The organism is Vibrio sp. T11.5, assembly GCF_027587155.1.
Taxonomy (GTDB): domain Bacteria; phylum Pseudomonadota; class Gammaproteobacteria; order Enterobacterales; family Vibrionaceae; genus Vibrio; species Vibrio neptunius.
On record NZ_JAPPTP010000006.1, the window covers coordinates 180408 to 204963 of the forward strand.

The 24556-nt window shown below is 47.5% G+C and carries 32 protein-coding genes; 17 read left to right on the top strand and 15 right to left on the bottom strand.

Annotated elements, in window-relative coordinates; translation table 11 throughout:
* Positions 1–20 precede the first annotated feature (20 nt).
* The 6 genes from OH455_RS09050 to OH455_RS09075 all read left to right on the top strand — a co-directional run bounded on the left by OH455_RS09050 (position 21) and on the right by OH455_RS09075 (position 6917).
* On the top strand, positions 21–806 hold the full coding sequence (locus OH455_RS09050; protein ID WP_269981146.1) for a class I SAM-dependent methyltransferase: 786 nt from the start codon (positions 21–23) through the stop codon (positions 804–806).
* Positions 803–2362: a transporter substrate-binding domain-containing protein gene (locus OH455_RS09055; RefSeq protein WP_269981147.1), complete on the top strand. Its 1560-nt coding sequence runs from the start codon at positions 803–805 to the stop codon at positions 2360–2362. The genes OH455_RS09050 and OH455_RS09055 overlap by 4 nt, the downstream gene beginning before the upstream one ends.
* Positions 2359–2982 carry a hypothetical protein gene (locus tag OH455_RS09060; RefSeq protein ID WP_269981148.1) on the top strand — a complete coding sequence of 208 codons (624 nt, stop codon included), beginning with the start codon at positions 2359–2361 and terminating at the stop codon, positions 2980–2982. Before OH455_RS09055 ends, OH455_RS09060 begins: the two co-directional genes overlap by 4 nt.
* Positions 2979–5057 (top strand): PDC sensor domain-containing protein, encoded by a 2079-nt coding sequence (locus OH455_RS09065; RefSeq protein WP_269981149.1) that lies wholly within the window; start codon positions 2979–2981, stop codon positions 5055–5057. Before OH455_RS09060 ends, OH455_RS09065 begins: the two co-directional genes overlap by 4 nt.
* Positions 5058–5161: 104 nt before the next feature.
* A complete protein-coding gene (locus tag OH455_RS09070; RefSeq protein ID WP_269981150.1) occupies positions 5162–5938 on the top strand; it encodes a lamin tail domain-containing protein in 777 nt (258 codons plus the stop codon).
* Between the two features lie 16 nt (positions 5939–5954).
* Entirely contained in the window at positions 5955–6917 is a 963-nt protein-coding gene (locus OH455_RS09075) for a hypothetical protein (RefSeq protein WP_269981151.1), read from the top strand.
* Here the strand turns inward: OH455_RS09075 and OH455_RS09080 are convergent.
* Positions 6829–7140, bottom strand: coding sequence for a hypothetical protein (locus OH455_RS09080; RefSeq protein WP_269981152.1), 312 nt, complete (start codon positions 7138–7140; stop codon positions 6829–6831). The genes OH455_RS09075 and OH455_RS09080 overlap by 89 nt on opposite strands.
* Before the next feature lie 151 nt (positions 7141–7291).
* On the opposite strand from OH455_RS09080, the gene OH455_RS09085 reads away from it, so the two are divergent.
* The 6 genes from OH455_RS09085 to OH455_RS09110 all read left to right on the top strand — a co-directional run bounded on the left by OH455_RS09085 (position 7292) and on the right by OH455_RS09110 (position 11229).
* A complete protein-coding gene (locus OH455_RS09085; RefSeq protein WP_269981153.1) occupies positions 7292–7714 on the top strand; it encodes a hypothetical protein in 423 nt (140 codons plus the stop codon).
* A gap of 20 nt (positions 7715–7734) precedes the next feature.
* On the top strand, positions 7735–8034 hold the full coding sequence (locus OH455_RS09090) for a hypothetical protein (protein ID WP_269981154.1): 300 nt from the start codon (positions 7735–7737) through the stop codon (positions 8032–8034).
* 48 nt (positions 8035–8082) lie between these two features.
* On the top strand, positions 8083–8868 hold the full coding sequence (locus tag OH455_RS09095) for a hypothetical protein (protein WP_269981155.1): 786 nt from the start codon (positions 8083–8085) through the stop codon (positions 8866–8868).
* Positions 8869–8952: 84 nt separating this feature from the next.
* Positions 8953–9660 (top strand): hypothetical protein, encoded by a 708-nt coding sequence (locus OH455_RS09100; protein WP_045974333.1) that lies wholly within the window; start codon positions 8953–8955, stop codon positions 9658–9660.
* Between the two features lie 21 nt (positions 9661–9681).
* Positions 9682–10533 carry a hypothetical protein gene (locus OH455_RS09105; RefSeq protein ID WP_269981156.1) on the top strand — a complete coding sequence of 284 codons (852 nt, stop codon included), beginning with the start codon at positions 9682–9684 and terminating at the stop codon, positions 10531–10533.
* Between the two features lie 102 nt (positions 10534–10635).
* The gene (locus tag OH455_RS09110; protein ID WP_269981157.1) at positions 10636–11229 is read left to right on the top strand and encodes a hypothetical protein; all 594 of its coding nucleotides are present in this window, start codon (positions 10636–10638) and stop codon (positions 11227–11229) included.
* Between the two features lie 93 nt (positions 11230–11322).
* Here OH455_RS09110 and OH455_RS09115 read toward each other — a convergent pair whose 3' ends face one another.
* Both OH455_RS09115 and OH455_RS09120 read right to left on the bottom strand, forming a co-directional pair.
* The gene (locus tag OH455_RS09115) at positions 11323–11469 is read right to left on the bottom strand and encodes a hypothetical protein (RefSeq protein ID WP_269981158.1); all 147 of its coding nucleotides are present in this window, start codon (positions 11467–11469) and stop codon (positions 11323–11325) included.
* Positions 11470–11478: 9 nt separating this feature from the next.
* Entirely contained in the window at positions 11479–13455 is a 1977-nt protein-coding gene (locus tag OH455_RS09120; RefSeq protein WP_269981159.1) for a hypothetical protein, read from the bottom strand.
* Between the two features lie 338 nt (positions 13456–13793).
* On the opposite strand from OH455_RS09120, the gene OH455_RS09125 reads away from it, so the two are divergent.
* A complete protein-coding gene (locus OH455_RS09125) occupies positions 13794–14348 on the top strand; it encodes a hypothetical protein (RefSeq protein WP_045974356.1) in 555 nt (184 codons plus the stop codon).
* Between the two features lie 377 nt (positions 14349–14725).
* Here the strand turns inward: OH455_RS09125 and OH455_RS09130 are convergent, their stop codons facing one another.
* The 11 genes from OH455_RS09130 to OH455_RS09180 all read right to left on the bottom strand — a co-directional run bounded on the left by OH455_RS09130 (position 14726) and on the right by OH455_RS09180 (position 19125).
* Positions 14726–14992: a hypothetical protein gene (locus OH455_RS09130; protein WP_206373842.1), complete on the bottom strand. Its 267-nt coding sequence runs from the start codon at positions 14990–14992 to the stop codon at positions 14726–14728.
* 13 nt (positions 14993–15005) lie between these two features.
* Positions 15006–15197, bottom strand: coding sequence for a RebB family R body protein (locus OH455_RS09135; RefSeq protein ID WP_045974328.1), 192 nt, complete (start codon positions 15195–15197; stop codon positions 15006–15008).
* 94 nt (positions 15198–15291) lie between these two features.
* Positions 15292–15564 (bottom strand): RebB family R body protein, encoded by a 273-nt coding sequence (locus tag OH455_RS09140; RefSeq protein ID WP_019277222.1) that lies wholly within the window; start codon positions 15562–15564, stop codon positions 15292–15294.
* An 11-nt stretch (positions 15565–15575) separates the two neighbouring features.
* On the bottom strand, positions 15576–15839 hold the full coding sequence (locus tag OH455_RS09145) for a hypothetical protein (protein WP_045974327.1): 264 nt from the start codon (positions 15837–15839) through the stop codon (positions 15576–15578).
* Positions 15826–16254 (bottom strand): RebB family R body protein, encoded by a 429-nt coding sequence (locus OH455_RS09150; RefSeq protein WP_045974326.1) that lies wholly within the window; start codon positions 16252–16254, stop codon positions 15826–15828. The genes OH455_RS09145 and OH455_RS09150 overlap by 14 nt, the downstream gene beginning before the upstream one ends.
* Before the next feature lie 86 nt (positions 16255–16340).
* Positions 16341–16634, bottom strand: a complete 294-nt coding sequence (locus OH455_RS09155) for a RebB family R body protein (RefSeq protein ID WP_045974325.1) — start codon at positions 16632–16634, stop codon at positions 16341–16343.
* Positions 16635–16693: 59 nt separating this feature from the next.
* Positions 16694–16957 carry a RebB family R body protein gene (locus OH455_RS09160; RefSeq protein WP_006960110.1) on the bottom strand — a complete coding sequence of 88 codons (264 nt, stop codon included), beginning with the start codon at positions 16955–16957 and terminating at the stop codon, positions 16694–16696.
* 51 nt (positions 16958–17008) lie between these two features.
* On the bottom strand, positions 17009–17269 hold the full coding sequence (locus OH455_RS09165; RefSeq protein WP_006960109.1) for a RebB family R body protein: 261 nt from the start codon (positions 17267–17269) through the stop codon (positions 17009–17011).
* A 23-nt stretch (positions 17270–17292) separates the two neighbouring features.
* Complete coding sequence (locus tag OH455_RS09170) at positions 17293–17559, bottom strand: RebB family R body protein (protein WP_006960108.1); 267 nt, start codon at positions 17557–17559, stop codon at positions 17293–17295.
* 52 nt (positions 17560–17611) lie between these two features.
* Positions 17612–17812 (bottom strand): RebB family R body protein, encoded by a 201-nt coding sequence (locus OH455_RS09175; RefSeq protein WP_006960107.1) that lies wholly within the window; start codon positions 17810–17812, stop codon positions 17612–17614.
* A gap of 101 nt (positions 17813–17913) precedes the next feature.
* The gene (locus OH455_RS09180) at positions 17914–19125 is read right to left on the bottom strand and encodes an AraC family transcriptional regulator (protein ID WP_269981160.1); all 1212 of its coding nucleotides are present in this window, start codon (positions 19123–19125) and stop codon (positions 17914–17916) included.
* A 580-nt stretch (positions 19126–19705) separates the two neighbouring features.
* On the opposite strand from OH455_RS09180, the gene OH455_RS09185 reads away from it, so the two are divergent.
* The 4 genes from OH455_RS09185 (at position 19706) to OH455_RS09200 (ending at position 23670) form a co-directional block, all read left to right on the top strand.
* Entirely contained in the window at positions 19706–21010 is a 1305-nt protein-coding gene (locus OH455_RS09185) for a dicarboxylate/amino acid:cation symporter (RefSeq protein WP_269981161.1), read from the top strand.
* Between the two features lie 247 nt (positions 21011–21257).
* Entirely contained in the window at positions 21258–21548 is a 291-nt protein-coding gene (locus OH455_RS09190) for a putative quinol monooxygenase (RefSeq protein ID WP_269981162.1), read from the top strand.
* A gap of 9 nt (positions 21549–21557) precedes the next feature.
* Positions 21558–21995, top strand: a complete 438-nt coding sequence (locus OH455_RS09195; RefSeq protein ID WP_269981163.1) for a MarR family winged helix-turn-helix transcriptional regulator — start codon at positions 21558–21560, stop codon at positions 21993–21995.
* Positions 21996–22491: 496 nt separating this feature from the next.
* Positions 22492–23670 (top strand): S8 family serine peptidase, encoded by a 1179-nt coding sequence (locus OH455_RS09200; protein ID WP_269981164.1) that lies wholly within the window; start codon positions 22492–22494, stop codon positions 23668–23670.
* A gap of 168 nt (positions 23671–23838) precedes the next feature.
* Here the strand turns inward: OH455_RS09200 and OH455_RS09205 are convergent, their stop codons facing one another.
* A complete protein-coding gene (locus OH455_RS09205; protein WP_269981165.1) occupies positions 23839–24552 on the bottom strand; it encodes a hypothetical protein in 714 nt (237 codons plus the stop codon).
* Positions 24553–24556: the final 4 nt, after the last annotated feature.

Genomic DNA, 24556 nt, shown 5'->3' on the forward strand with positions numbered 1-24556 from the left:
GCGAAGAAAGGAGTCTATTCATGAACAATGTCCAATCTACAACTATCGCCCAATCCTATGATGACTATTATCGCATCGGCCTTTACCAGGCTCGCTATCCAAAAGCCAATATCCGAGTCCTCAATACCCTCTTTCAGCACGCGCAATTTCTCGGTCAGGATTCGTTAGCGCTGGACTATGGGTGCGGAAACGGGCGCTACAGTTATCCGATACTGAAACAGACCAATTTACATCTCTATGGCTTTGATATCAGTGACATAGCAGTCCAACAAGCTAAGCAGACAACACAACCATTCTCTGAGCGCGCCGATTGGTTCAGTGACCGACATCACCTTGAACAACACTTGAAAGAGCGCAATGGAGCGGTGCAATTAGGTATGCTACTTTTTGGTGTGATGAGCCACATCCGAGAGCAGAAAGAACGGGGTAAGTTACTCAAATGGTTCCACAAACAACTGGACCGAGATGGCTCACTGATTTTATCTGTGCCTAATCGGCGGCGGCGCTTCCTCACTCTGCAATGGCGACAGAGAAAGCAACAAAACTTGCCCGGCGATATTCAATATCATCGCTATCAATCCGGTCGGAAAATCCCTCTTTTTTATCATCTTTACACTGTAAATGAGATCAGGGCAGAACTGATTGCAGCCGGTTTTGACGTCGAGAAAGTCACAGCTGAAAGTATTTTCCCAGAGCGTTTTGTCATCCAGAATTCTGTGATGGCGTTGCTAGATAATCTGCTGTGCAATCTCCTGCCCGCTTCGCTGGGATACGGCTTATTGGTCGTCGCAAGGAGGCGTGCATGATGCGTTTCCTTTCTCTCGTCATGGGTGGCTGCTTGCTGCTGGCGTTCCATACTCAGGCGCAAGAGCTACTGAGCAAAATTAAACAATCTGAGCGGATTGTGATTGGCGTTAAAGCCGATTATCCACCTTGGGGAATGCTCGACAGCAGTAACCAACCGGCTGGATTTGAACCCGACTTAGCACACATGATCGGTGATGCGCTCAATGTTGAGGTGGAATTCAAAACCGTCACAAGTGCCAACCGTTTTCAAAAGCTTAATGAAGGGCAAGTCGATATGTTGATTGCCACGGTTGGTGACTCGATGCAACGTCGCCAGCGCGTGCGTATGATCACGCCTCACTATTTCCGCAGTGGCGTCACCGCATTGACCCACAAGTCAAACAGCGTCGAAAAGTGGACAGATTTGATTGGCCAGCCGGTCTGCCTGACCGCTGGGGCGTATTTTAATAAGTCTCTGGTCCAGAATTACCGCATCAAACCCATTATTCTGATGAGCAACCGAGATGCAAAACTGGCACTTTTGACCAACAAATGTCAGGCATGGGCCTACGACAGTGGCATTTTGTTCCACTTATCGAAGCAGAAAGAGTGGCGTGACTATCGTGTTGATGTCGAAACCATCATGCCAATCCACTGGTCGATGGTGACTCGCAAAGATACGGCGTCGCAGTCTCTCGCACACTGGTTGTCGCGCTTTGTAGCAAGCCGTATCAGAGATGGTCGATTGAAGAGTCTCGCCCAACAATGGCAACTACCAGAACAAGACTACCTCGCGCAGCAACACAAAAACTGGAACGCCGTGGAGGAGAACGGCGATTTGGTGTGTCAGGCGGATAGCGATCAGGTGACAAAGAAAAAACTCTGCTTTGATAGTGTCATTTCGCTAGGGCAACAAGGTGATAAACAGTTTTGGCCTTTTGACCAGTTCGATACTGAGCGGCTTATCCAGTCTATGCTTCACACTGCACTATTCACTGTGGCTTCGATCTTAACGGCCATCGCGTTGGCCTTAGGGTTTACGCAAATGACCATCAGCGCCAAACGCTGGGTCGCTAAGCCCGTCGCCTTTCTCACTCACCTGCAAAGCTCGATTCCGCCTATTTTGATGCTTTACCTGATTTACTTCGGTGCGTTGTCTTTTTGGAACGAACACGGCCAACACTGGCTATTGAGCGGAGCCAGTGTGGCTTGGTTGGTGCTGGCGCTATACACCGCCTCCGGCATCAACAACTTAGTGACCGCAGATACGACATCACAGCTTGGCTTAACTCAGCGCTATCTTCATCACAGTGCCGGGGTCAAAGCTAACTTGGTCAATCTTGCCAAAGCAGCCGGTATGGCAAGTGTCATCGCTTCACCCAATGCGGTTTTGGTGGTCAACACCTTGGTCTCCAGCTCGGGTTACCCTGTTTTGCTGATGACACTTTTGGCTCTGTTTTATTATCTTGAGGTGCTGCTGTTTGCCTATCTGGTCGGCAAGCTTTTCACTCGCTATTCCGATTTTCTCCAACGACAAGCATCGCCCGACATCAACAACAAAGGAGCGTTGCAATGATTCTATCGGATATGACTTTGTGGCTGTCGCTCACCTACTCCTTCAGCCTGAATATTCTTATTGCTATCTCGGCGATGACGATAGGTTTTCCTGTCGGCTCTCTGCTCAGTCGCGGAACCAATCACACTCAGGCACCTATTAAGTGGCTGGCGAAAGGGGCTCAGTCGTTGCTGTGTAATGTCCCCAGTTTCGTCATGCTGTTTTATCTCGCCCTAATCGTCCCTTCTCGCTGGGAAATGATGGGCTTTGAAATGCATGTCCCCGCTTTGGGTAAAGCGATTATTGCTCTGGCGATCCCCGTGATGGGTTACAGCTGTGATTTGGCTACACAAAAACGCCACAAGGGGCAGCCCTTCTCGCTATCGGCGGTGAATCAGTTTTTTCTGGTGATCCTAATGGCATCGACGACGGCATCGGCGATTGGTGTCGACGAAATACTCGCCACCGCTAACGCTTACATCGCGTCTTCAGGTCAAGCCGACGCTATATTGCCGATTTACACCATGGTGGCTTGCTTTTTTATCATCAGCGGCGCTTTGTGTCAGAGCTTTTTGAAAACCTTTATCACACTCACCGAAAAGCGCCAACAGCACCCTATTGAAGCGGGAGACGAATCATGATCAAACCTTCCGAACTTCAGTACTACCATTTACGCTGGATCACGGCGCTAATCTGGTCTGTCGCGGCTTTTATCGCTATATCGCTATATCAGTTGCACGCCGACATTGATACGGACATTCGTCATCACTTAGTTGAACAAAGCCAAGCCGCCACTGAGGCGATAAACAAGCGTTTAGCTGAGTTGTCCGAGAAAACGGAACTGCTCGCATCGGCGCTCAAACAGCGGCAGCGCAATGATCAGGAACTGCGCGATTTGATTACTCAATCAGTGATGACAACCCAAGGAGCACATCGAGGTGGTGTCGCCTTTCGCAAAAACCGTTATTCGGATCCGGCCAGTCCTTTGTATTCGCCGTACTTTCAAAAAAACGGAGACAATCGCCTCAATCAGCAGATCTCGGAGCGTTATGACTACACCTTGCCAGACCAAGTCAACAACGGTCCCCGTACTTTCTGGTTCCATCAACCGATGGCAAAAGGCAGTATGTGGATGGAGCCTTACTTTGGCACGAATGCCAACACTTGGTTGGCGGAATTCATCGTACCGTTTGAGTCCAGCTACGATGGACAGATGGATAATGGCTTTGACGGTATTGTGTTTCTCAACTTCTCGCTCAGTAGCTTAACCAAGCAAGTGTTAAATCTCGATCTTGGCAGCCAAGGCTTCGGTATGTTGATTTCACGTACAGGTCAGATATTGGCATACCCGAACCAATCGGTGCTTGGCAAAGATATCTACAGCTTAGACCCTGCTGAGTACCCACTTCTCGCTTCTATCTCCGAGCAACTGACGAAAGGGGATCTGTCCACCTTTTCTCATCCGGTGACCGGGCGTGAGGAGTGGATGGTACTGAGTGATATTGATGGACTCGATGCGCAGCTTGGGCTGATCATTGATGCCGATGAACTCAGAGCATCGACCACCTCACATGCGGGCTACCATGATTTGATTTGGTTTCTGACGATTGCCGGTTTAATCATTTTTGTGGCTTCCCTGCGCTTTCCTGATGGATCACGCGCCAAATTACGGCGCTTTTTTACTGTGTTGTCGCTGTGCTTGTTATCTTACTTGCTTCTGCTTTGGTATCAGGCTTTAGCGCCAAAACCACTCAGCAAAGGTGAAGCGCTGTTAGTCAATGAGGAGAGTGCTTACCTCGCGTGGCAAACTCAATATCCAGCAGGTCAGAAAGCCTCTTCGGATCACGTTCATCAGATTAACTTAACCGTTGAATCCTTGGATTTGATCGAAGCGGATCAGGTCAGTATCGTCGGCAAAATCATCTCCTCAGATCAGGCCACCGATGAGCCGCCACTGCACATCAACAACTCGCTCAATACCTCTTGGTCTCTGATTCGGGAGAATGAAGGGTTTCAGCTGTGGCAGTTTGTTGCTCTCATTAAACAGCCTTTTGACTACGAGTCTTTCCCGTTTGACCGTGAGGTGATTGAACTGACTATGATTCCGAGGCCAGACTCAGGCTATCTGATGTTGGTTCCGGAGTTTGACAGCTACCCTTCCATGCGACCAGAAGACCTGCCCGGCATTAAAATGGCGGAACACGACTTTGGCAGCTGGAAACTGCTACAAAGCTACTTTAGTTATCAAACTGACAAGCTCTACAATGGGCATCAAACCGTCAACTTGAAATATAACATGGTCATACAGAGGAGCATTACCGGGCCTTTGATCAGCCATATCATGCCACTGCTGGTGGTGAGTTTTCTCACCTATTGCATGCTCTTGCTATGGACCAAAGACGAAAAGCAGCAGGCCTTATGGGGGTTTAACACTGCCACCGTTCTCCAATATTGTGCTTCGCTGTTTTTCATCTTGGTCATTGCCCATGTCGCGCTGCGAGAGGAGTTGAATGCTCAGGGGGTTATCTTTATCGAGTACTTCTATTTCCTTGCTTACTTGCAGATTATTTTTACCTCCATCGGTGCGCTTGCGTACACCACGGAGATGAAAATTCATGCATTGGAATATGAGCAAGGGTTGCGGGTCAAACAGTGGTACTGGCCGCTGTTACTCATGCTCTCGCTGATCATTACCCTGCTGTTTATCGAAAAATAGCGCAACGTCGATTAGCAGCAATTCTGGTTAGGAATCCCCGAGTATCTGTCGGGGATTTCGCTAAATTGGACACGTTAAATGCCTCAATCAACAAGGAGTGACACGTGTCAGCCAATACCCAATACATTCAACAGGAAGTGCTTAAAGTCCTCGATCAACTGTCCATGCCAGAAAAGCTTTCACAACAAACCATGGATGAGTGCTGGCAAAAGCTCAACCAACTGCAGGTACTCGATCAGATTGACATTACGTCTCTGGATTTTAAAGGAACCCGCTCGCCATTGGATGAGTCAATCACCATTTATAATCGCGGTGATATGACCGCCGACATCAGTGGCTGGCATATTCAAGCAGGGTCACCAGATCAGCAATACATTTTCCCAGAGCATACCTATTTATCGCCCTACGAATACATCAAAATTGATACCTCGGGTCAATCAGAGCACAGCTTCAGTTCCAACCAACCAGTGTGGAACAACCGAGGCGACCTAGGGGCTTTGGTTAACCATCATGGTCAGACGGTTTCAAGCTTCGTCTATGGCGACAAAGCTCACCCTCATGCCATCATCAGCCACGTCAATTATGACGGCAGAGAGTTTCGCAGCGAAGGGGACGAATACGTTGAGATACACAACACGTCTGAGTATACCGTCGATCTTAGCCAGTGGCGTTTAGAAGCACTGCGCAATGACAATTGCTTTGTATTTCCTGAAGACACTCAGTTAGCCCCGCTGACTTCTTTACGCGTTTTTACCAATAAAGCGTCACTTGAAGATAATGAATACAGCTTTAATAGCCCAACCGCGCTTTGGAATAACGACGGTGGCGGTTGCAAGCTGATTGATTATCAGGACAGAGAAGTCTCCAGTTATCACTATTAATCAGAGGAGATAGCCGTTGGCGAGTGACTCACTAGTAAAATCACGGACTCCGGAATCGACCCCAGAGTCTGATTTACAACAACTGATCCGTGAAGGTATCCAGTTACTGCAATACGTTGCTCGCCACGGTGATCTCACCATTGATCCCGCTATTGCCGAAGGCATCTATCGCGCCAAGTACCGTATTGATACTCGTCACTGGAGCGTAGAGGATGAAACTGTACTGCTGCAATGCTACGACCGTTTAGCCAAACAGGTATACCCAGTTACCGTCGAAAGCATCAAAGCCGTGGTACCGGAGACTAAAGAAGGCAAGCTCGAACTGCCAGGTGCCTCACGAGTGATCACCTGGTATCGGCGCTACACCGTCTTGACCCTGATTTTCCTGCTGATCGTGCAGATGTACTACTTGTTTGGCTACGCTCTGACGCAAAACCTGCTTACTTCAGTCGGCTCAACGGACACACTCGATTCGCCCATGCCGCCCGATATGGAAGCAAACTATCAGCTACTGAGGAACTGGAATCATATCTGGTTAGGTGGCCGCAACATTCCTCTCGATGCCACGCGCACCGAAAATGAAGATTCCCCTGTTGAATATTCGGCTAACCTGATTGCCGCTCAGTCAGTATTGCAAATGCTACAAAACTACATTCTGCCACTGATGTATGGCCTGCTGGGGGCGTTTATTTTTGTCCTGCGTAGCCTACTGCAACAGGTGAGAACGCTTACCTATACTGCCAGTAGAGAGGTGGGGTATCGATTACGCCTCACCCTCGGCTGCTTGGCGGGAATGATAACTGGCTGGTTACTCAAACCGGAAATGGGTGACATGGCACTGTCGCCAATGGCGCTGGCCTTTATCGCGGGTTACAGCATTGAAGTGTTGTTTACTTTGCTGGATCGTCTGATTGATGGGGTTCGTCGTCAGTCTGATTCTGCTCCTGATGCTTCTTCAACGGGGCGAGCGCCTGATTAGCCATCATCGGAGCTTGCTCAACAAAGGTTTTGACTAGTTTAGCGACCAATTCGAGAGACTCTTTCTGCAAAGACTCCAATTTTTCCACTCCCTGCAGTACGGCCGTGACTTTGTTATGTACTTTGACCTTCTGTTTCACTTGCTCTGGCGTCATCTTGAGCTTTTGTAATTTTGGCTTGTAGGCTTTTTTGATCAATTTAAGTGTACTGATTAAATCTGACATAAGGTTTCCTGCTGATTTGCCCTGCTTTTAACTTATCACTCAGCAATAAAGAATCACGGCCAAATAACCCAATTATTCAGCCAATTAGCCTGAGCTACTACCCCTGCTTTCAAGTCATCATGGCGTGAAACCCGGAAACTAAGGACACACAATGAAAACCCATTACCTCGGCTGGATCGCCGCCTGTTTGATATTACTGAGTGGCTGTACATTGCGCTTGGTGGCCCCCTACGACCCTCAAACCGTTCAGCAGGCACAAAATATCGAACGTAATATCGACTACCTCTACCTGAGCATGCAAGCGTTACCTGAAAGCGAACGCCGCTACCGTGAGTTCAGTGATCAGTACCTCAACATCGATGTGAGCGTACGTGGATTGGCGCGCAGACAAGAAAGGCGTGAGCAAAACCAAGAGTCCTTAAATCAAGCGCAAATATTGGCTGATTTCTGGCAGCAGGACATGAAAGCCCATCAGCAAAAACAAACCTTATCCGATTTTCTTATCAAACGTCGCTTAGACCAATACGAACGGCTTATTGATGCATTAATTCGTGGCGAGCTTGCCAAACAGTAATTCACACAAGGAGTAGAAAGATGACGCCAAGCCTAGATAACCTCATTGAACAAGTGACTAACCAAATTGAAGATTCACCGATCAAGAACCTGCTGACTAGTGCACTGACCGTGACGCTGGATAAACAAAAGGCGACTTTGCAAGAGCTGATAGATGCTAGAAACAATGGTGACTTAACCAACGAAGAATTTGAGCTAGAAATATTGCGTGAAAAGCAAATCGCTGAGGCCGAAATGCTGACGTGGCAAATCAGTGCAAAATCCGAAGTGCAGAAAATCATCAATAAAACTTTTAGCACACTGGTGGATACATTGGTGTAACTGTTTCTGGCGGGAACCTCCCGCCAATCTTGCTCATAAGGGGGAAGCATGGGTAAATATCGACGCCGCCGAGTCGTATGGGTTCCTCGTGGCTACCGACTTAAATCCCGCTATCGCGAAATCAACAAGACTCAACCGGTAGAAACAATGACACCGGAAGCCTCCGTTTTTTCGTCACCACAAGAATCGGAAAATACACCACCCGTTTCCCAGGCTAACCAAGATCCATCTTCAGCAAAAGAACCACTTATGCAAGAGACGGCAGAAATCACAAGCACGACAAACACTGAAAGCAAACTGGCGGAATTTGATGCTAGCTTTAACCCTTATCAAAGTTATGTGCAGGATCTGGCACGCTGCCTGACTAGCATGCCTGAAAGTGTATTTACCACCAGCACCGACGAACAACCTGAGGCAGCCAACGATTCCGGCGATGCAGAGAAATCGGTCGATGATCTAAAAAAGCCATCCGAGCCCGCGTGCCTAAAATCTGGTAGTGAGCGTAGCAGGCTCGAACCAAGCACTGCGCCACCAACCGCTAGCGAAGCAAAAGACACAGCGAGCGTCAACAAGGTCGACTGGTCTCAACCTTCAAGCTATCTGGGCCAGTCAGGTTACCCCTATCGCTTCGAGTTTGTCGCCAGCAGCACATCAGATCATAAAAAAAGAGCTGCAACGTCAGCACAAGACTACCTCGACGATCAAGAGGCGGAGAAAAAGAGAAAAACGCCAGATATCTCCGACCATTTAAAGCCTGACAAACAATCTCGACAACCCCACCTTCGCTGGCTGACAGGCGTGCGCTCCTGCATGCGTGCAACGGATCATCAATAACCCCAAAAGAGTGAACTATTGCACCAAGTATGCAAGGCCTGAAAAACCTATTCTGCGGAGGTAACTACTCAACAGGAGAAACCAATGAGACAACTACTATTTCGCCTTTGCGAAGCTTCTGACGGACGTACCTTCGCCTTCCTGACTGACCAGCCAGACGTTGAAGATTATTTTGATAGCGGCTACAAGGTCGCTTACAAATATCGAGACGGGCATAAAGGGAAACAACTCCTCGCCCGCTGGCGAAGCTCCTACTCGGTGAAATCACAGAACTATACTCAGGTTCCAGAGCAAGATGAACTGCCTGAAGGTGTGCAAAACGCCTTTGATACTATGATCTCTAGCCTGATCCCAGGTGTCGATGTCTTCTTCTGCGACTACAACTTAGCCATCGAAGCCGACCTGCCCATTTGCAATCAGGTGATGGACAATTACCGTTCGACGGATTTCGTCCTCTTCTCGTGTGAAGAATTGATCGGTAACGACCCAAATACTCAGCCTTACATGGTGTCTTATGCTGCCCCTCGCTACCCAGAGTCTGGCAACACAGGCAGTCAGCATCGCATTTATAGTAAAACGGATGGGTTCGCTTTTGCTCAGGCAGTGAATGCCATCGTCAATCAGAGGGATCGCGATGCGTTAAACGGCGGGCATATTCGCTCCGAGGTGGATACTTACATCAGTGAGCCTTCGGTCAAAGAGTCGGTCGCAGAACAGGTCATCAACCGCTTTGTCGAAACGCTGCCGCAGTTTAACAGTGACGTTAAAGCCCTCAGCGCACCCACTGAATAATCCCAACCGGGAGGACTCTTAATGCGATCAGACCAAATGTATTATGCGGCCTTTAGCGCCGCATTAATGGCCGGAGCTGAACCCGGCCTCGCCCAGCGGCTGGCGTACCAACTGGCTTATCTGGCTCTTTCCTCCCCAGTGCAAGAGGAACCGCCAACTTGTGGCAGCTCATCCGATCTACCTGAATGGTCACCACACTCACAAGCTGGTAAACCGATGTCGATACGCCCGATTAACCCTCTTAGCCATGTAGATTGGCTCAAAGGTGGTGCACTGAATGAGCGAGGTGCCAGACTCGGACAGCAAGGGATTTCCGGCCGATACCACTACTCTTATCAAACCCGAGAGGTCAATCGACCACCAAAGCAGCCAACACCCGAGGAGCAATACGCGGGCAAGATCAATCGTGCCATTTTACTGGCGATGACCAACGCCGATAGCTTGGCTACCAGCAAATTTGTCACCGCGCTGCATCGATATTTGACGTTTGTGACGACACAAGACACCAATGTTCAACATCACTTCTGGCTACTGATGCACGCCGTTCGCTGCTTCTTGTTTGGTACGACTTTCCAATGGCAGGCAGACTATGCCAACAGCACTGACACGAGGCAGAAAAACAAGCCAATGTATCCGGTGGTCAAAGCCTTGTGGTCATGTATTGAAGGGGGGATTGAAGAGCCTGAACTTTCAGATATTTTGTCTGAGCAACTCAGTTATTTTTCTCCCTCTCAGCAAGTTCAATGCCTGTCTCTCGGCACCGCCTTTCGTCCAGAACTCTTGAACGACTACAACCTTGCTAACCATGCCATCCAAAGCAGAGTCTATCTCCATGAATTGGATGATGCACAGCGTTGGCTAGAGAACGCATAATCCCATCCTAACGCCAGCATCCCCTACTCTATGCTGGCTTATCCCGAGTTTTTACCCACTTCGATTGGTACTCTGAACGCATCGCTCTTTCGGAGAAACCTTATGATTCAGCAATCCCTACTCAGCCATCTCGCCGGTCAGCACGATTTCAGCAAAGCGAATCAGGTCATCGCCATGCCTCAGGCAAAACCTTTTGTTCATTCCTGGCTCACTCTTGATCTCAGCCTGTCACTGGCTCAGTCTTCGAACATCGAAGACATCCATTTCGCCTCTCCCTATCAACACGGTGACGAGTACCTCAAGTTTGTCAGCAAATCGTCTGCCGTCGAGCCTTGCGACAAGCGCTACGCGTCAAAAGCGGATCTTCGCATCGCGACACCGGGTAAAAACCTTTGGTTCGAGTTTCATGTGCTTCATCAGGACGAGTTGGCTTCAAAGAAAGATCGTAACAAACTCTACGACGATGCCCAACGTGTCACCGCCTTACGTCAATCCTTAGCTCAAGATGAAGTGATGCTACTCGTCGGGTTATGGGGAAGCTTTAGTGGCCAAGACATCAAGCACTTCGAGCCACTCGACAACAACACTCAGTGTGCGTATGTCCTTGATACTAGCTTAACGGGCAGTACCCAGATCGCACGGCTCAGCCATATGAAAAAAGAGGGGGAGCCACGCTTTCTGCTAGCCGCATTCTGAAGTAGGCCACCCGTTGCGTCGCGGACTTGCTCAGCCGGAGCTTTCGTCCACAATCTATGCAGGTTTTACTATGCTCCCTCCCTCAAGTTCGACTCAGATTGTGGCCATCACACTCGTTTGACCATCCCGCTTCATCGACTGAATGACACCATGACAGATGTTTGTTTGCACACGGTTAAGCGATGTTGCTTTCACCCCATTAAAAAATCCGCCGTTATGGCGGATTTTGTTTTCTGGCATCGATGACTCTTAATCTTTCAATTGACGATAGAGCTCCATCAGTGGGTAGCGCACTTGAACCAGCATGATCGTTTGCAAATAGATAGCCAATAAATCTTCACAGTTGTCAGACTTCAGTTTGTATGGCACACATGAATCCAGTCCGGTCCATGGGCCATTATTGCGATCTCCGACAGCTTCGTAATAGTCGTTCGAAGGATTATTGTTATCTAGGTTGGCATCCAGTGTAAAACAGATATAGGTCGTATGGGCACGGTTGTTTTGATTCAGTACGCGCTGATTCATGCCTTGTTGAATCTGGCTATTGAAACTCACTAGAATCTCTTTCGAGTTTAATGTCTCAATCACGCGGACATTGTGGATATTAGTGGTGCCAAACTTTTTACTTTTCAGGTCAACCGCTCGACCTTTAATGTCGTTATAGGCATTGGTATTGACGGTCAATTTGACCAGCCCCAGCGGGAAGTCCATATCTTTAAAATATGCTGTGCTATCGAGTTGCAGCCAGGCACTCAATAGGGCATCGTTAACCACTGTGAATTTGTCGTTTGGGTTGACCTTTTTCGATTTTGGCTTGAGCAATATAGATAATGCCGTATTGACTTGAGAGAAAGTCAAGGGGTTAAGAATACAGGCTTTAAGGTTTGGCAGATTCGTCATCAACTTGTTGACGTTCTCTTCATTACAAGCGGATGTCAGTTGCAACCCAGACCCGGTGATCGCTAAATCATAATTGCCCTCTACGGCTTTGTTAATGTAGCCAATGACGTCATCTGTCGGTCCTTGTTCATTAACGGAAGCGGCAAAGTGGTTCACTTTACCCAGCAGATCATATTTTATCTGAGGGACGATACCTCTTCGGTGTGTCCCGTTTAGCTGGTTGGGGATTTCTTTAATGGTTGCCGAGTTGCCAAGGGCTTTAAGATTGGCTCGGTTGTTGTTCAAACCGGCAATGGCGAACAAGGCGGCTGAAGCTCGCTTTTTTCTCTTTGCTTCTTTATGTGGGCTACCACTGACCCCTAGTTCAATCTCGCCAATCAGCAGCAGGTTTTCAAACAACATGTAGCGCCAACCTGGGATCTTAAAGTCGCCGTTCTGGTCATCGTGTAAGACCGTCACTTCATCCTTAGCTGAAATATAAGACTCCGGGTTACCCATACGTGGTGTCGATAAATCGACAACTTCAGATTTAAATCGGATATCCTCAGTATTACCACCATGGGTGATCCTGAAGTCATACACAATCGCCAAGCGGTAGAGCAAAAAGCCGGGGATGGTATGGTTGACATAAATGGTGGGCGTACACTGCGGCTGAAAGCCATACCCGTTGATGTTATTGGTCATGGCGTGGGAAACCGTATCACCCACACCAAATTCAATTCTCTGGCTGTTGTTGTTGAACAAACGATGGTTGCGCATATCCCATTCAGGTAAGTAACGCATGTCTCGGCCGACCTGGTAGCATCGACTTTGGTTATCTCGATAGGCCACCGTTATTGGCCCAACAAGCTCCGTCTCCTCTCGGATGACATTTTCAATGATCTCCAACAATTCACCGTTCAACCAGTTGTTCATTGTGGTGTTCATCGCGGCAGTGACAGTATTTGGCGCGACACCTGCGGTTAGAGCTCGCGCGGCATCCTCAAGGACTTCGACCATGGCATCGTGGACGGTATCCAGCTCCGCGTTTGGATTGGCGCCCGTAGCCCACTTGGTATAGGTTGCCAAGTCGGGCATCACCTGAAAATCCCAATCACTGGTGGGGTGCCCACCGGTGTCCAATTTGGTTAATGCAGCCCCTCCTTTTAAATAGTGGTAATAGATATTATTGGTGTTAAGCCCGGCTTTTGTACGCAGCTCGGTGTCTGCCCTCAGAGCCGCAGCTTCCGTGGGCACGGCCACAACTTCAAGAAACTTTTCGGTTATTTCACTATCGACACGACGCTTGATTTCACGTGCTTTTTGTTGAATGGCATTAATTGGCATCTTAAATTCCTGTTGACTGAATGGAAGGTTGGAAGCGCGCCTGTATGTGACGTTTGTTGGCTCATCACAGCTCAAACGTTGAGCGGGTAGCAAGACGCACGGCTCGCTCCACTCTAACGGGGTGAAGGCCTGAATACTGTGGCAAACCGATGTGAAACCGAGGCGAAATAATGGTGAATATTCTTGGTTTCTCCCGTCGTTCCATCTGTCTGAAAATGGCGGATTACGGCGGATTTAAATTGAACTCAATGCAAACTTTTCGCCTTAAATTGTTGATAATGATTTTCATTCGTATAAATTATTATTTTGATGATTTTCTACTGACGGCGGAGGCCAACATGAATCAACCTGACATCACTGAGCTGCTTATTCCCCAAAGCGAATGGGCTTCACCACAGCTTTACCTGTATGAAAACGATGACCGTCTGTGCCTAGATTTAGCTGGAGCGATTCAATACAGCGGTATCAACAGTGTCGGTGGTTTGGTATTAGGGTTCAGGCTGGTTCAATACGCCGTTCAGCTCGGAGCGGGCAGTGAAGTCTTGCAACGAGATGGCATCAGTATCTATACCGCCTTCCCCGGTCGCGGCACACAAGATGCCTTCGAATACACCTGCCGAGCACTACGTGATAAGCGCTACTGCTGCGATACCACCTTGCACCATCCAGGCGCACAATCGGGTCAACGCGGCCAATTCTTGTTTACGATGCGAGTCAATGAGCAGTCTATGGTCATGACACCTGCCGATGGTTTACCAAGACACAGTTATTTTGAAGCGGACAGAAGATCCAAGGAAAGTCCTGAAGCTGGGCTGAAGTGGCGTGATGAAAAAATTCACTTCGCCAACACGCTGCTAAGTCTTTCACCAGAGCAATGTCTGAGAGTGTTGTAGAAGACTTGAACAATCACTCATAAGGTCAACCCATATAAGATCAAAGCCCATAGAGACGGCGCTCTATGGGCTTATTCTATAACCAACTATCAACAAGCAGTTGGAACAACGTATTGAACTGATAAAGCGTTAAAAAGCTTAACCAGACAATGACAACGATATCTAAAATCCGCATTAACTTTCCTACCTTTCGAATGCCAATCCAGACTCTACAAGGTATTAATATGCCATTCTCAGCTTAACCTAGGTTTCTTTGTGGCTTAGGCGTTAATTGATGTTCTGCATTCAGCGAGTTGACACTCCACCCTATCCATGACGACACAACATAGGCTAAAAGGGCAGATGACACATTTTTCTCTTCATTGCTTGTGCACCCGCTAACCAAACTTCTTGGCCACACTAGCCGCTTTGTCACCTAATTCAGCAAAGTTAGCGGTGCCTTTTTCCATGATTTTCTGAGCTTGTTCGATCACTTGAACGTATTTGGGGTCGCCAGTAGCGAGTAATTCGGATAGAGCAACACCGATAGCGGTGGTACTGATGGTATTGAGATTGCGCAAGTTGTCCGCAGCGTCTTGCACTGCAATGGCGGTAGATTGAGCGACCGATTGTTTGGCCTTGTCAGTCGTGCTCTCATTCGACATTGGCGCTTACCCGTTAGCCGCCTTTTTTGAGGATCAAGGCGCACGCTGTCGAAGTGGAAGCGTTGCTAATCGCCTGCATACCTTGCTGTATAGTGACGGCGTTTTGCATATGCAGACCCATGGTGTCTGACATGGCGGATTCTGTCAGTTGGTCGATCATCTCAGACACTTGTTTGAGGTCTTCTGCACTGTTTTTATCACTCATGGCTCACTCCTAAAACAAAAGGCCAATGTCATTAACTGAATTGGCCGTTGGGTCGACTGGTACTTTTAGCAACAAAGTCAGATTGGCTGGGGGCTTATTCTTCGTCTTTTTCGACGATCGCTTCCGTTGCACGACCCAAAACTGCCGTGCCAATCGCCGTGAGTGCGTTGACACCTTGCACCGTCGCCGCCTGCATACCAATGTTTGCCTGTTGCTGTGCTGAAGTGGCATTGTTGTTCAAGTTCGACATCGCTAACCCCATAGAGGTAAACAGGTTACCCATTGCATTAGCAGGCGATCCCGCCAGCACTTGAGTATTGGTTTGCGTGACAGAATCCGTGATCTGCTCGTTAACTTTTTTCGGCATGATAACCTCACTTATTGAATTTCATTTGGCAGCAGCTCTTGCAACTGCTGATTAATTTTGCTGATTTCCTGCTCAAGCTGGCCTTCGATGTTATCCAACATACCCGTGACCGCGCTTTCCACTTCATCGATGGAGTCATTGACTTGGCCTGAACCAAAACGCTTTTGCGATTCTGCAATCAACTTCTGCACATCCTGTTGTTGCCGCTCGGTGAACGACTCAATCTGCTTGAGCTGCTCATTGACATCAAACTTCATGGTGTCATTGCTGGTCATCGTTCGCCCCTTTGTTTCTCTTCAGAAAACGTAACAAGCTGAACGAGCGTTTTTTCTCTTCAGCGTCTTCCTGAATGTCTTCACTACCACCGTCCTCTCTGCCTAACCGATGACTGGCATCAACAAAAATCGCTGGCTCCGTTTTGGGCTCAACTTTCGCCTCAACCGTTGGCCGTGTTTGAGTCTGCAGTAATCGAGCACAAGCGTTCGTCACCGAAGCTGCGGTGGTCATTTGAGACTGTTGCTGAGTACTGACAGCGTTATGCATCGATAAGCCCAGCGTATCAGCCAATGTGGTTTCCAGTAGGCTGGTGGGTTGAGACGAGAACGCCTGCAAGGTATTAAACTGGTCAATCGCATTTTGCGAGAGTTCCTGTTCGAACTCGTTCTCGAATCTTGTATCCTGCTCTTTCATATTCACTCCTTGAGATGCCTTCAACAGGCGCTGAAACGAATGCTGAACTCACAAACCTGAAATGGAAATGAGAAGAACAGCAATCATTATTGAGAGCGATCGTGTAGCACAGTCGCTACTTTATCGCCGACAACACCGAAGTTTTCGGCGCCATTCGTCACCACTTTTTGGGCCTGGTCGATGATGGCCATGTACTTAGGATCACCCGTTTCCAGAAGTTGGCTTAACGCTGTGCCAATCGCCGTGGTACTCAATGTGTTCAGGTTACGCAGATTGTCGGTTGCATCCGCAAGAGCCATAGCAGTGGACTGAGCCACAGATTGATTCGCCGCATGGAATGCTGACTCTGCCTGTTCAGGGGGTGTGTTTACTGTTTTCATTCACATCTCCTTCAAGTACACCTTTGCCAGCCATTAGACTGACAAAGGTGCGTATGGCATTACGAGTCTTTTTCAATGATGCCTTCTGCACTTCGGCCAACAACCGAAGAACCAATAGACATCAGCGAGTTAACGCCTTGAACCGTTGCGGCCTGCATAGTGATTTGAGCTTGCTGCTGGCCGCTTGTCGCGTTGTGAGCTGCCGTGCCTAACGCTTGGCTGGTAGACATTAGCAAGTTACCCATTGCCATTGCTGGAGTTTCACCAACCACTTTTGTGTTCACCTGTGTTACTGAGTCTGTTACTTGTTCATTAACTGGCATTGTTTCGTTCCTTATTTGTTGTTAACAATTAGTTTTTCAACCTGGCTGTAATTAGCCTTTTTCGATGATGCCTTCAGCACCACGGCCAATGACCGAAGAACCGATTGCCATCAAAGAGTTCACACCCTGTACTGTGGCAGCCTGCATAGTGATTTGTGCTTGCTGCTGTGCAGCCGTCGCGTTGTGAGCAGCATTACTCAATGCGTGGCTGGTAGACATCAGCAGGTTACCCATTGCCATTGCTGGTGTTTCACCAACAACTTTCGTGTTCACCTGTGTTACTGAGTCTGTTACTTGTTCATTAACTGGCATAATTTGCTCCTAATTTCAGTTAATTAGCTTGCGCTAGGTTCTAGGATGAGTTCGACACTACGGCCTATAACCGCGGTACCTGTAGCGAGCAAAGAGTTCACTCCCTGCACTGTCGAAGACTGGTGGACCAAAGTCGCTTGTTGGTTCGCCCCTGTACTGTTGAGTGCGGAGATGCCCATTGCCTGACTGGTAGAAAGCAACAGGTTTCCACTCGCAACAGCGGGGGTGTCACCCACTACTTCGGTGTTTACTTGCGTCACGGAATCGGTGACCGCATCATTTACTGGCATATCAAATGCTCCTTTGCTGGTTAAGAAGTGCCGCATTGCACCTCAAAACTGACTAAGACCCTTTTGCTGCAATGGAATAAATCAACCCGGAACCTAACGCCGTATTGGTGACCACTATGGTCTGAATTTGCTGCTGAGCATGAGTCGCATTTTGTGATGCTTTCCCTAACGAATCAGCGACCATGTTGAGGTACATATTGCGCGATGTTGTCGGGGTGAATTGACTCAGCATTTTCTCGATGTTGATTTCCATTTCAGAGGCTCTTGATGTTCGTCTCTATGCTTTCCATATTAAGAACAAGGCGGCTTGATAACTTGGTCAAATCCATCAAGAATTGCCGCCTTTTCACCAACTTAGTTCGCCGCAAAGAGGCGGGCTTTTTCTCGCTCTTTCTGTCGGTATTGGCGCGGTGTACAACCCACATTTCTCTTGAACATTTTTTCGAAATGACTCAGGTCGCCGAACCCAGATTGCAGGCAGACTTCAGTGACTTTCATCATTGGCGTGTCATCAATCAGCTGCTTGGCATAGCAAATCCGCACTTGCACTAACAAGGATTTGAATGAAAAGCCAATGTGTTGTCGGAACAAATAAGAAAGATGAGATTGGCTGGTAAACGCCGCGTTGGAAAGATCGGCTAGCGTCAGCTCTTCGGTGAAGTTTTCGCTCATGTAGTTGAGCGCTTTCAGTAAACCTGGGTGAAGATGACGGAAACCGCCAAACTCTTGATTGAGTACCGCTTCCACCACGTCGAAGGTTTCGCTTTCAGGGAAAAGCGCCAGATTGCGAATATCTTCAATGTCAATATGGTGATCGCAACAGGACGCTAACGTCACGATCACGCGCTGCAACTGATCAACATTACCTGGCCAATGATAATTGTGGAGAAGTTGAATCGCTTCAGGAGTGAATCGCGTTGTGGTAAAGGATTGAAGTTTATGGAGTATATGATCGATGTGATTGGAAAGGTCTTGCTTGCGCTCTCTAACTGGCGGGATATAAAGCTCTAGATGTGGCACTTCTGTCCCCAGTAACTTGGCCAAAAATTGTCGGTTGCCTTGAGCACTATTGATCGATTCGGTACAAGAGACAATCAACTGGACTTTTTTCTCAGTCAAGCAACTTTGAAATTCCTCCTGACTGAATAAGGTAGTCAGGTAATCCTTTTTTTCCTGTGGCAGGACATCGACTTCAGAGAGATATAGGGTGCCTTGCTTGGCTCGATTTAAGCTATTCTCAAGGTACGCTTTAAATTGTGAGTGATTGTGGATGGTCGGTGGAATAAGAATAAAGCGGCCCTTACCCTCCAATCGGTTGAGATGAATAAGCGAGGCAATAGAACGTTTTTCTGTTCCTGTCTCTCCACTAATAAATACTGGATAGTTGGTTTTAGCCGCGAATTCAATCTGACTTTGGATTCTCTGTATTGAAGGTGATAAACCGAGTAGAGGGTAATCTACTCCATTTCTATCAACAGAGTTATGTGGGAACGAATTGGAAGTATTAAGTGCCATCGGAAGACCATTGCTGGCCGCTCCTCTGTTGGCGTAACTTAGCTCTGACATTGTAATTATTCCTTTATTTTAATGTTGTCTCTGACGTCGAGCTTCTATGCTAAGGGGAACATTCCTAGGTAAATTGGTGTTATTGGCTAAATTCACGGTCAAAGCAGTGAGAAACCCGTTGAATATGAAGTGACTAACATTTACAAGGGAATAATTAACACGATAACGGTGGTTATCCACGCGCAACACACGAGAAACAAGTGATGGCAAAGGGAAACCGTGTGTCATTTCGATAAAAAGGGCTCAATGGCAATCAATTGCGCGCTCGAAAAAGTGCATAACTATTGATTATCTATGCACGCAATAAATCATCTGATTTTAATATGCACCCAATTCCACATGTAATGAGAATGGCGTTTTTTTTAACACCGACGGGCTAAGATGTGACATTTGAAAACAGCCAGACAAAACATTTAATCGATAATGTTATCAAACTGTTAATAGACAGTGCTCTCTAGTGATAAAGATCACATCTACAAATCTGACAACGCATTTTACGTTCGTATTTTTCGATTCGACTGATAACCTCCTGCTCGCCTTGAAGTGAACTCAAGGTGCATAACTATAAGGAGTGTTCACTATGAATACCAAGAAACCAATGTCGTTAACCAGCCGAGTAATTATTGGTATGGTTGCGGGTATCTTGACAGGTTTTGCGATTCGCAGCCTTTTTGCCGACAACGGATTTGTCGACACATACATCGTCAATGGATTGTTTGAAGTTGGTGGCCAGATTTTCGTTGCCAGCTTAAAAATGCTTGTTGTCCCATTGGTGTTTGTTTCACTGGTTTGTGGTACAAGCTCACTGAAAGACCTATCAACCTTAGGTCGCATGGGTGGTAAAACACTCGCCTTCTATATTACTACGACCGCTATTGCGATTACGTTAGCACTGACTATGGGTCACCTATTTCAGCCTGGTGCCGGTGCCGATCTAACCGCAGCGAGTTCATTCAAATCCGCAGAAGCACCATCTCTGGGCCAAGTCATTATCGGCATGTTCCCAACCAACCCGATCAGTGCAATGGCGGAAGGAAAAACCCTACAGGTCATCGTATTTGCTGTACTGTTTGGTATCGCGATCAGTGCCGCGGGCAAACCGGGTGAGCGTATTGCCGCCATCTTTGCTGATCTTAACGACGTAATCATGAAGCTGGTTGCGCTACTCATGAACCTAGCGCCTTACGGTGTGTTCTTCCTGATGGCGAAGCTGTTCACAGGTCTAGGTCTGAGTGCCATTCTCAACTTAGCCGAGTACTTCCTGGTTCTAGCAGGTACGCTCGTGATTCATGGTTTGGTCACCTACAGCCTGATGCTGAAAGGCTTTACAGGTCTTAACCCAATCACCTTCTTGAAGAAGATGGAAGACGCAATCATGTTTGCCTTCTCAACAGCATCTTCTAACGCGACAATTCCTGTCACGATGGAAACGGTTAAGAACCGCATGGGGGTTGATAACCGTATTTCTTCCTTCACCGTGCCACTCGGTGCGACTGTGAATATGGACGGTACGGCCATCATGCAAGGTGTCGCAACGGCCTTTATTGCTCAAGCGTTCAACATTGACCTAACCATGGGTGATTACCTGATGGTGATCTTAACGGCAACGCTAGCTTCTATCGGTACAGCAGGTGTGCCGGGTGTTGGCCTAGTGATGCTCGCGATGGTGCTTAACCAAGTTGGTCTACCACTCGAAGGTATCGCTCTGATCATGGGTGTTGACCGCCTATTAGACATGATCCGTACTGCTGTGAACATCACAGGTGACAGCGCAGTAACGGTTATCGTCGCTAAGTCGGAGGGCGCTCTGGATGAATCGCGCTTCAACGACCCAATGGCGGGTGAGCAAGAAGAAAAAGTGCACCTGAAAAAAGCCAACGCTTAATTTGCTTATTCCCCCTCACTTAAATCCATGCCCCGTGTTTACACACGGGGCATTTTTTATGCTAGCTCCACCGTACTGTTATTCAAAAGTGGACTGGAGAAACTCGCCCCAAAGCCGCAATGTTCAACCATGAGTTAAACATGCCAAGCGTAATAAATCCTATTTAATTCTTGTATAGACCTTGTCAATCGACCTGATTAACCATATAGTTATCATGCTAACTAAATAACTAATGAGGAAATTATTTATGAATGAACATACGTTTATCTTCGCCAAGATCACACCAAAGCCCGAGTACTTTGAGGTATCAAAGCAAGCGATTAAAGACATTATATCGCAGACTCGAAATGAACCTGGCTGCTTAGAATTCACGCTTCATGAGGATCAAGCGGGCAGTTTGTGTTTGTATGAGGAGTGGAGGGATGACAGTGCGTTACAACTTCACCATGACATGGACTATACAAAAGCGGTTTTTAAGGCCTACGGTGATTGGTTAGCCACCCCACCTGAAATCACTAAACTTGTTAAACTCGCCTAAAGGTAAGGTATGTTTTTTCTTAAGGAACTTCCAACCAAAGCCATGCTTGATAAATACACCAGTGATTTAACAAGCAACGAGAAGAACTCCATCGCTGAAGCGCTTAGCATCATGCGACAAGCAAGCCTTCTAGTGAGAAATCTAGAAACTTATTTTTCTACCCATGATCTTTCGCAACTGAAGTTTTTAATACTGATTGTAATCGATCGCGAACCCGACAGAACGAGCCTCTATGCGCATGAAATAGCATCACGCTTAGATGTGTCCAAGCCTGTACTGACAAGAGCATTAAAAAAGTTGATTGACGATGGCTTACTCACTTCAAGTAGCGACCCAACCGATAAAAGAGCTAAGAAGATAGCACTAACCAAAAAAGGGGGGACCTGCTTATCAGAAATTCTTCCCGGCTATTTCAATGAAATCAACAAATTAATGGGCCCACGATGAAGAAAAAGTTATTGAGGATCTTTTTAACTTGGGTGTGTATTTATCCGATTGTCACACTGGTGATATTTACACTTTCAACCTTAGATATTCAATTGCCCTTGTGGTTGCAAACTCTTGCAATAACAATGATTTTAGTTCCTACCATGGTGTTGTTCATTGCGCCTAAAGTGACGGTAACCATAGATCGAATCGTTCAGTAATAGACGATATAGCCCTGTAAAGGTGAGGTGAGCAGCGCAATACCAACGACGCTGCATCACCCACCCGAAGCGCTAATGGTAGCTAGGATATGACTTACGATGTGCCTAGCCTAATCGATATCATCAATCACAGAACTGTCTGATAAAGGCTTTTTCTTGGTTATCAATACACTACAAAAACAGAGAATAAATTTATAGATTTTTTACCCAACCACTTCATATCTCGCTCGGTATTTATACTATTATCAATAATGGTTTTACGTGCACCAAGTCGATACGAACAGGGGGATATTAACATGGTAATTAGGAAAAAAATCGCAACATTTATCGCACTTTCTCTCCCCCCAATATCCTTTTCAGCGGTCGCAGAGCAGCCTACGTTCGGTATGAGCCAGCTGATGTTTGACACACAGAACACATGTATCGTTCGATTTGACGATTCAGTCAGCAAGTTTGATGTTGAAGGACGGACGCGTGGCATGGTGGTCGCAGCCAATGCGCAAGCAAAACACATTTATAAACATACGATAAAAGGGTTTGCAGTCAATATGTCTTGTGACAAAGCTAAGTCGGCTTTTTCATCAGAATCAGATGTGATCAGTTTTGAGCAGGACAGCTTAGTATTTGCGGTCGCCCCACCACCGGGAAAAGGTAAAAACAAAGATGAAGAACCAAACGAGCCACCAGCCACTCAATCCACCCCTTGGGGCATAGCGAGAGTTGGGGCAGACTTTACAACCAGTGGAGAGACAAGACCAGATACCTCTCAAATGACCGCTTGGGTTATCGATACAGGTATCGACCTCGACCATCCGGATTTAAATGTTAATACAACCAAGGGATTCACCGCCTTTTCAAGTGGCCCAGACAGCAACTTTGACGACCGACATGGCCACGGCACGCATGTTGCAGGTACTATTGCGGCAATTGACAATAGTATAGATGTGGTTGGTGTCGCCGCTGGCGCTGCAGTAGTACCAGTTAAAGTACTCAATAGACGAGGCTCAGGCACTACATCTGGTGTTATCGCTGGTGTAGATCACGTGTATGCCAATGCTGCCGCTGGAGACTGCGCGAACATGAGTTTGGGTGGAGGAATAAGTTCATCGCTGGATGCAGCGGTAATCGCTTTAGGCAGCAAAGGTGTATTAGTTTCACTGGCGGCAGGGAATGAATCTCAAGACGCGAATAACGTTTCTCCTGCCAGAGCGAACGGAAGCAATATCTACACTATCTCTGCGATTGATTCCAGCGATAACTTCGCGTCATTTTCCAACTACGGAAGTCCTGTCGATTATGCTGCTCCTGGTGTCGGTGTCTTGTCATTACGAGCTGGTGGAGGCACCACGACGGCCAGTGGTACTTCTATGGCTGCACCTCATGCCTGCGGTGTACTTTTGATTGGTCCTCCTAGCATCAATGGCTATTCCAACGGTGACCCAGATGGAAATCCGGACCCTATTATCCACCTATAACAAATGAGAATTAGGGGCCAAAACAAAATAGAAAGTAACACTTGCCTCCTTTGTTGCTGTTAGACAGCAACGATTAACATAAAAAGCAGCGCTCGCGCTGCTTTGATCATTTATGAACGGCGATTGATACTCGTATTTGACGTTCACTTCACCATACGCACGCTTTTCCTAAACCTGATCATCAATATGTCCATGACGATTTTGTTGGAAATCGTCTAGGTTGGTAAACCAGCGCGTGCAATAGCCCCAATAATGGTCTTTCTCCATCAGCTTTTTCAGGCTTTGATGTTCAGGAGCTATATCATAGTTCACTTCTTCAACGCCTTTTTGTTGCCAACGTTCAAGTAAGGATTGGTGGATCAAAAACGTCGATGACGACTGATTGAGCTCAATACACACCAATAAGCGCTGTGCGCTTGGTATGTGGCGAAAACGAGTTTCAAAACGATGGTGAAACAATACCTTATGGAATGACAGCGCCGTGAAATCAGTGTGCAAGTGGCCCGCTGCATCACGCACCTCGGCTGCTGAAAACGTAATGCCTAGTTTGTCAGAAAACTCGAGCTCGGCGGCGAGTTCATTGTCCAACAATAACGTGTATCGGCCAGAACAAGTTGAAATTTTGGGCATCCGAAGGGGCTGACCACCTGTGCGTCGGTTTAGATTTTCAGCTTTATCTTGGTCACTTTCAGGCTCAAAACACACCACTTCTTCACCAAGAAAGAGATGTGGATGTGAGCGGTTGTCGCTAATCGGCTGCCAGCTGAAGTCATACTCATTTAACCACGCATCGGGGTCACCGTCTTTGTCGGCATACACATCACCAACATGGATCAGTTGAAGTGGCAGATACTCACTCAAAATGCCCTGCATATCTATCATGGTC

What these genes read in the sequence shown, in the direction of transcription:
- OH455_RS09050 (WP_269981146.1), top strand. Translation starts at nt 21, where the DNA reads ATGAACAATGTCCAATCTACAACTATCGCCCAATCCTATGATGACTAT.
- OH455_RS09055 (WP_269981147.1), top strand. Translation starts at nt 803, where the DNA reads ATGATGCGTTTCCTTTCTCTCGTCATGGGTGGCTGCTTGCTGCTGGCG.
- OH455_RS09060 (WP_269981148.1), top strand. Translation starts at nt 2,359, where the DNA reads ATGATTCTATCGGATATGACTTTGTGGCTGTCGCTCACCTACTCCTTC.
- OH455_RS09065 (WP_269981149.1), top strand. Translation starts at nt 2,979, where the DNA reads ATGATCAAACCTTCCGAACTTCAGTACTACCATTTACGCTGGATCACG.
- OH455_RS09080 (WP_269981152.1), bottom strand. Translation starts at nt 7,140, where the DNA reads ATGTCAGATTTAATCAGTACACTTAAATTGATCAAAAAAGCCTACAAG.
- OH455_RS09085 (WP_269981153.1), top strand. Translation starts at nt 7,292, where the DNA reads ATGAAAACCCATTACCTCGGCTGGATCGCCGCCTGTTTGATATTACTG.
- OH455_RS09090 (WP_269981154.1), top strand. Translation starts at nt 7,735, where the DNA reads ATGACGCCAAGCCTAGATAACCTCATTGAACAAGTGACTAACCAAATT.
- OH455_RS09095 (WP_269981155.1), top strand. Translation starts at nt 8,083, where the DNA reads ATGGGTAAATATCGACGCCGCCGAGTCGTATGGGTTCCTCGTGGCTAC.
- OH455_RS09100 (WP_045974333.1), top strand. Translation starts at nt 8,953, where the DNA reads ATGAGACAACTACTATTTCGCCTTTGCGAAGCTTCTGACGGACGTACC.
- OH455_RS09105 (WP_269981156.1), top strand. Translation starts at nt 9,682, where the DNA reads ATGCGATCAGACCAAATGTATTATGCGGCCTTTAGCGCCGCATTAATG.
- OH455_RS09110 (WP_269981157.1), top strand. Translation starts at nt 10,636, where the DNA reads ATGATTCAGCAATCCCTACTCAGCCATCTCGCCGGTCAGCACGATTTC.
- OH455_RS09115 (WP_269981158.1), bottom strand. Translation starts at nt 11,469, where the DNA reads ATGCCAGAAAACAAAATCCGCCATAACGGCGGATTTTTTAATGGGGTG.
- OH455_RS09120 (WP_269981159.1), bottom strand. Translation starts at nt 13,455, where the DNA reads ATGCCAATTAATGCCATTCAACAAAAAGCACGTGAAATCAAGCGTCGT.
- OH455_RS09125 (WP_045974356.1), top strand. Translation starts at nt 13,794, where the DNA reads ATGAATCAACCTGACATCACTGAGCTGCTTATTCCCCAAAGCGAATGG.
- OH455_RS09130 (WP_206373842.1), bottom strand. Translation starts at nt 14,992, where the DNA reads ATGTCGAATGAGAGCACGACTGACAAGGCCAAACAATCGGTCGCTCAA.
- OH455_RS09135 (WP_045974328.1), bottom strand. Translation starts at nt 15,197, where the DNA reads ATGAGTGATAAAAACAGTGCAGAAGACCTCAAACAAGTGTCTGAGATG.
- OH455_RS09140 (WP_019277222.1), bottom strand. Translation starts at nt 15,564, where the DNA reads ATGCCGAAAAAAGTTAACGAGCAGATCACGGATTCTGTCACGCAAACC.
- OH455_RS09145 (WP_045974327.1), bottom strand. Translation starts at nt 15,839, where the DNA reads ATGACCAGCAATGACACCATGAAGTTTGATGTCAATGAGCAGCTCAAG.
- OH455_RS09150 (WP_045974326.1), bottom strand. Translation starts at nt 16,254, where the DNA reads ATGAAAGAGCAGGATACAAGATTCGAGAACGAGTTCGAACAGGAACTC.
- OH455_RS09155 (WP_045974325.1), bottom strand. Translation starts at nt 16,634, where the DNA reads ATGAAAACAGTAAACACACCCCCTGAACAGGCAGAGTCAGCATTCCAT.
- OH455_RS09160 (WP_006960110.1), bottom strand. Translation starts at nt 16,957, where the DNA reads ATGCCAGTTAATGAACAAGTAACAGACTCAGTAACACAGGTGAACACA.
- OH455_RS09165 (WP_006960109.1), bottom strand. Translation starts at nt 17,269, where the DNA reads ATGCCAGTTAATGAACAAGTAACAGACTCAGTAACACAGGTGAACACG.
- OH455_RS09170 (WP_006960108.1), bottom strand. Translation starts at nt 17,559, where the DNA reads ATGCCAGTAAATGATGCGGTCACCGATTCCGTGACGCAAGTAAACACC.
- OH455_RS09175 (WP_006960107.1), bottom strand. Translation starts at nt 17,812, where the DNA reads ATGGAAATCAACATCGAGAAAATGCTGAGTCAATTCACCCCGACAACA.
- OH455_RS09180 (WP_269981160.1), bottom strand. Translation starts at nt 19,125, where the DNA reads ATGTCAGAGCTAAGTTACGCCAACAGAGGAGCGGCCAGCAATGGTCTT.
- OH455_RS09185 (WP_269981161.1), top strand. Translation starts at nt 19,706, where the DNA reads ATGAATACCAAGAAACCAATGTCGTTAACCAGCCGAGTAATTATTGGT.
- OH455_RS09190 (WP_269981162.1), top strand. Translation starts at nt 21,258, where the DNA reads ATGAATGAACATACGTTTATCTTCGCCAAGATCACACCAAAGCCCGAG.
- OH455_RS09195 (WP_269981163.1), top strand. Translation starts at nt 21,558, where the DNA reads ATGTTTTTTCTTAAGGAACTTCCAACCAAAGCCATGCTTGATAAATAC.
- OH455_RS09200 (WP_269981164.1), top strand. Translation starts at nt 22,492, where the DNA reads ATGGTAATTAGGAAAAAAATCGCAACATTTATCGCACTTTCTCTCCCC.
- OH455_RS09205 (WP_269981165.1), bottom strand. Translation starts at nt 24,552, where the DNA reads ATGATAGATATGCAGGGCATTTTGAGTGAGTATCTGCCACTTCAACTG.